The sequence below is a fragment of the Streptomyces sp. NPDC003034 genome, assembly GCF_053591375.1.
Window position 1 is genome coordinate 1 of sequence record NZ_JBSFTS010000054.1, and the last position, 5,049, is coordinate 5,049.

Below are 5,049 nucleotides of genomic sequence, written 5' to 3' on the forward strand. Positions count from 1 at the left end.
CTCGGCCGCCAAGCCGGCCGCAAAACCAGGTCCGGCACCGGCTACAGCTACATCCACACCGCCGTCGACGACCACTCCCGCCTCGCCTACAGCGAGATCCTCGAAGACGAGAAGAAGGAGACCGCGACCGCCTTCTGGCAGCGGGCCCAGGCCTACTACGCCAGCGTCGGGATCACCGTTGAGCGCGTCCTGACCGACAACGGCTCCTGCTACAAGTCGTATGCCTGGCGGGACCTGCTGGCAGCGGCCGGGATCACCCACAAGCGAACCCGGCCCTACCGGCCCCAGACCAACGGCAAGGTCGAACGCCTCAACCGCACGCTCCTGGACGAGTGGGCCTACGCCCGCCCCTACCAGTCAGAGCAGGAACGACGCGATGCCTTCCCCAAGTGGCTCCACACCTACAATCACCACCGCGGACACACCGCCCTCGCAGGCAAACCACCCGCCAGCCGCGTCCCCAACCTCACAGGGCAATACACCTAGACCGCCCGCAGACGCGGTGGGGGCCCCGGCTGGCGCCGGGGCCCTCACCGCGTTCAAGACCGAGCGGAAGAAGGGCCTTCGTGCCCGGGATCGTCGTTGCCCCCAGCTGCCTCCCGTTCTCGGGTTCTGGCTCAACTTCTGTGGTGGGTGCACGCCGAGTGACCACTGAGGAAGCTGCGCGGAGAGAGCGTGCGGAGCAACTCTGATCCGGAACGGGTCAGCTCGCGTCCGCCGTGAACGTCACCTCTGCCGTGTCGACGGTCTTGGCGCGGCGTCCGGGTGCGCCTTGCCACTGCCAGTAGAGGTTGGTGTGCGCGATCACCTGGTGTGGGGCTGGCGCGCCGTACTCGCTGAGGTCCTGCGTCGTATGCGCGTTGCTGACCAGCGTCACGTCGTACCCGCGGACGAAGGCCCCGTGAAGAGTCGCGCGGATGCACCCGTCGCTCTGGGCACCCGTCACGACGAGCTGGCCCACCCCACGCTCGGCGAGCAGCGCCTCCAACGCAGTGCCCTCAAACGAGTCACCGTAGGTCTTGTGGACGAGAGGCTCCGCATCTCGGCGTACCAACTCCAACACGTACTGCCAGGGCTCGCTGTCCCGCTCGAGACCGTCGTCCGAATGCTGCACCCAGACCACGGGCACGTCCTCAGCGCGCGCCTTGCCCACCAGTATGTTGATGTTCGCGATCACGCCATCACGGTCATGGGCGCCTTCCACCACCCCGTTCTGGACGTCGATGACGAGCAGCGCGGTATGCGGCCGATCGGGAAGGGGCGTCAAGGGGAACTCCTGTTATCTCACGGGTCCTGTGTCGCCCTCAGAGTAGGCCGGGCCACTGACAGTGGCACGGCCGCACGAGCTGCAGGCCAGCTCACGCCAGCAGGACTCGTTTCCGGAGAAGTCGGAAGCTGGCACGACCGAACATTTGGCGCTTGAGCATCTTGATCCGGTTGACATGGTCTTCGACGACACCCGAGTTCCAGGGCAGGGTCAGACCGGCGATGAGGGCGTCCCGGTCACGGTCGATTCCGGCGGCAAGGGTGTGGAGGCTGGGCAGGTCATCTTGTCGGACGGCAGCGAGCCATTCCGGCAGGCGTTCGCCTTGGCGCTCGACGAGCATCGACGCGAAGGACCGGACGTGCCGGGTGAGTGCGTCGAGTTCGGGGCAGTGCGTCCGGACAACCTTGAGCTGGAGCTGCTCGGACTCGGTGAGGGTTTCCGGGCGGCGGAGGATCCATCCGGCGACGGCCCGGGGCGAGGGCGGGGCGGTCACCGGCCGCGGTGAGGTGCGCTTGTCGTTCAGGTAGGCGCGCATGCGCTGATAACTGCCCTTGTAGCCGAGCGACACGATCTCCTCCCACAGCTTCCACGCGTTGGTGCAGCCCTCACTCCACCGGTCGTCCAGGTAGGGCTTGAAGTCGTCCAGGACGGAGGACCGGTTCTGCCACTGACCGGTGAACAGCTCCTCCGGCGTCTCGGCGTCGGCCAACTGCTTGACGGTGCGATAGGTCATACCGAGCTGCCGCTGGACCGAGCGCCGACTGTGTCCTGCCTCCAGCAAGGCGTGAACGGCGGCGTGCCGGGCCCGGGTCCGGTCGGCGAACCGGTGTCCTCGCGGCCATGGCGAAGCGGACGGGTCCGCGGCCGGGACGGCCTCGGGTTCGGGCTGAGCTGCCGCGGGCGCCAGGACACACAGGCAGCGGCGGTGCTGGGCAACGCTCCGCTCGGTGGCTTCACTCAGGTTATGCCAGAGATGCCACCGGTCCGCGACCTGCACCGCCTGTGGTGCTCCGGTCGCGGCGCCCTCGGCGAAGAACGGCGCGCGACCTCGGCAGATGACTTCGACACCTGGCCGCTGAGCGAGCCAAGCGGCCAGGCTCGACGCCTCCCTGTCTGGGAGCGATCGATAGGACGGCGAGTTTCGACGTCCACCAGGACGGTGCCGTAGTGGCGGCCCTTGCGGGTGGCGTACTCATCGACGCCAACCACACGCGGTGCTGGCACCTCCGGCTCGGGTAGCGCGTCGACCAGGCGTAAGACCGTGCTCCGGCTGACGGACACACCGGGGACGGAGGCGAGGCGAGCACCGGCCCGGCCTGCCAGGGCGAGACCGAGGGCGGCCAGGGTCGAGCACAGCCGCTCGGTGCGCTGGCCATGCCTGCGGGTCAAGCCGGCTATCTGCTCCACGAAGGTCCGGCGCGGACACACGGTGTAGTGCGTGGCCCTGTCCCTCCCCACCCGGGATCCCGACCGACTCCGGCAAGCAGCTCGCGTCCTGCGCAACGAAGCCGTCGCCGTCGTCCTCGCACTCCTGGTCGCCGGCGACGGCCTCCGCATACCCACCGAGGCGGCCAGAGGCCGCCGCTGACACCGCCGCCTGCCGGCCCTGCGGCCAACCAGCCGCGGGGCCACCGTCCGTGCGCAAGCAGCTCGGGCGCCCAGGTGGGCCGCACTGCTGCCTGCGTGCAGCGTGACGGCTGCGGCCCCCGGATGAGTTGCTTAGCATGACTGACCCCTGTCCGATTGCCAGTACCGCCTACCGTGAAGACAGGGATCGCCGGCAGGGGGATGATGCGGATCCCGAATTTTCCCCAGGGCTTCGTTCCCCAGTCGGTTGCTGTCGGCAACGGGGGTCGGGGCCGCCCGCTCGTGGAGTGCGCGGGCCGCGCCGAGCGGTCAAGGGCGCCTTCGGCGGCGCGACGCGCTGGGCTTCGCCCACCCTGGACAGCTCGACCCGCCCCTGGATCTGGCTGGCTATCGGCCGGCCCCTCCTCTGTGGGACCCGCAGCCGCACGCCATCGACGTGCCCGGCCTGCTCGCCGAGCACCTCAAGGCCACCGATGTCGCCGAGATCCGCGAAGCGCTGCGCGGTGGCCGGACGATCCACCGCGGGCAGGGCTACTCACGTCACCGCCCCGTCCGCGCTCCACCAGGCCGTGCTGAAGCAGTGCGCCGCCCTCGTCGGCGACGGCTCCGCCCCGGCCGGGCGCAAGGCGTACCGCACCTACGCCGACCGGATCGCCACGGCGACGAGGAAGGAGTGACTGCGGCGGACCATGCTCACGAAGCTGGTGGCAGCGTCACGGACACCCGCCGTGCGGTGTGATCCAACGGTCGTCCGCCGGAATCAGGCTGCGGCGGGCAGCTCGGTGCGCGTGCGCTGGATGAGGTCGGCAACCTCGGGGCGGATGCCCTGCTTCAGGGCCTTGGTGATCAGGTCGGCAGACGGGTGGCCGGAGTTGTACTTCCCCCTTCCTCGAGGGGGGAAGTACGGCTGAACGAAGTACGCCGACAACCAGTTCAGTTGCGGTCCGTGATCACTGTTCTGGGTTGTCCGAGGACAGGGCCGCAGCAACAACGACGTCGATCGTTCCGCTCTTGGCGCGTTTGGGGTCGCCCAGCCGTGCCCGGATCAGGTATCCGAGCTGAAATCGGCTCTCAGCCCGGAAGCTCTCCATGACGTCCGCGATGTGCTTGCGGCAGGTTCGCAAGGACATGCCGAGTCGTCTGGCGATCATCTCGTCCTTCATGCCCTCCGTGAGCAGTCGCACGATCGCCTGTGCGGCCTCCGTCTTGATGACGGGCGTTCCGAAGTGCCCGGGGTTGAGGGGTGTGGCCTGCACCCACGAGTGTTCGAAGACTGCGCACAGGTAGCTGACGGTGGAGAGGTCCTGGACGACGACCACGCCCTCGTGCTCGTCGGCACGGGGGATGAAAGCGACCTTCCGGTCGACAACGACCAGTCTGCCGAACAGCTCGGGCAAGGTGCGGACCTCGCTACCCGACGAGGCGAGATGGCTGACGTAGTCCTGGGTCGCTGCCTCGTGGCGGGCGGAGTGCTGGTAGAGGGTGCGCATCTGGATGCCACGCCGGGCGAGGGCCAGATCGCGCTCGTTGGCCTGCTCGATGCGCCCTGGCGGCAGGTCCCTGCCGCGTTCGCAGGTCAGCACTTCCACCTGGCAGGCTGAAATCGCGTTCTCGAGCAGCTCTGTGGCGGATTCGAGTCCGTGCACCTCTTGGATCGGCGTATGCCTGCGCCGACTGCGCTGGGTCTCGGCGTAGAGCGAACCCAGGACGTCGAAGTCACCCTTCAGTTCGTCGATGCGGGCCAGCCTGCCGCGCAGCTCGGCCTCGGCGGTGGTGAACATGATCGCTGCCGCACTCTCCGGTGCGACAGGCACCAGCCGCTCATTTGCGGCGTCTCCGGGCAGGTGCCGGAGCAGGTGTCGGGCCCCTAGGGCCTGTGTGGTGTCGTGATCAGTTGCTGGGTTTTGCCTTCTCTGTGGGGCGGAACCCAGTAGGACAGTGGCTGTGACGCGTAGGCAACTCACCGATGCTCAGTGGAAGTTCATCGAGCCGTACCTGCCGATCGGCAGGTACGGCCCGTATCCCGAGCGGCTGCGGGAACAGTTCGAGGGGGTGATCTGGCGGTTCCGCTCCAGCGGCCAGTGGCGGGAGATGCCTTCCGAGTTCGGCCCCTGGGCCACCGTCTACGGGCGTTTCCGGGTCTGGCGGAACGCCGGCGTCTTCTCCGCGCTGCTGGAAGGCGTGATCGCCGAGGC

The 5,049-nt window shown here is 68.4% G+C and carries 7 protein-coding genes; 4 read left to right on the forward strand and 3 right to left on the reverse strand.

Translation table 11 applies throughout. The annotated features are described in order from the left end of the window. Positions 1 to 486 (forward strand): DDE-type integrase/transposase/recombinase (locus ACWDX7_RS28275; RefSeq protein WP_451752042.1); only part of this gene is annotated, 486 nt, incomplete at its 5' end. 217 nt (positions 487 to 703) lie between these two features. Here the strand turns inward: ACWDX7_RS28275 and ACWDX7_RS28280 are convergent. Next, a complete protein-coding gene (locus ACWDX7_RS28280; protein WP_451492008.1) occupies positions 704 to 1,267 on the reverse strand; it encodes an isochorismatase family protein in 564 nt (187 codons plus the stop codon). Positions 1,268 to 1,358: 91 nt separating this feature from the next. Further along, positions 1,359 to 2,000 carry a transposase gene (locus tag ACWDX7_RS28285; protein WP_451492007.1) on the reverse strand — a complete coding sequence of 214 codons (642 nt, stop codon included), beginning with the start codon at positions 1,998 to 2,000 and terminating at the stop codon, positions 1,359 to 1,361. Positions 2,001 to 2,705: 705 nt separating this feature from the next. Between ACWDX7_RS28285 and ACWDX7_RS28290 the strand changes: the two genes are divergently transcribed. Together ACWDX7_RS28290 and ACWDX7_RS28295 are read left to right on the forward strand one after the other, a co-directional pair. After that, complete coding sequence (locus tag ACWDX7_RS28290; protein ID WP_451492006.1) at positions 2,706 to 2,855, forward strand: hypothetical protein; 150 nt, start codon at positions 2,706 to 2,708, stop codon at positions 2,853 to 2,855. A gap of 472 nt (positions 2,856 to 3,327) precedes the next feature. Further along, positions 3,328 to 3,531 carry a hypothetical protein gene (locus ACWDX7_RS28295; protein ID WP_451492005.1) on the forward strand — a complete coding sequence of 68 codons (204 nt, stop codon included), beginning with the start codon at positions 3,328 to 3,330 and terminating at the stop codon, positions 3,529 to 3,531. Positions 3,532 to 3,804: 273 nt separating this feature from the next. Here ACWDX7_RS28295 and ACWDX7_RS28300 read toward each other — a convergent pair whose 3' ends face one another. Next, positions 3,805 to 4,668, reverse strand: a complete 864-nt coding sequence (locus tag ACWDX7_RS28300) for a LuxR C-terminal-related transcriptional regulator (RefSeq protein ID WP_451492004.1) — start codon at positions 4,666 to 4,668, stop codon at positions 3,805 to 3,807. Between the two features lie 130 nt (positions 4,669 to 4,798). Between ACWDX7_RS28300 and ACWDX7_RS28305 the strand changes: the two genes are divergently transcribed. After that, positions 4,799 to 5,049: transposase (locus tag ACWDX7_RS28305; protein ID WP_451492003.1), on the forward strand; the 251-nt coding region annotated here is incomplete at its 3' end.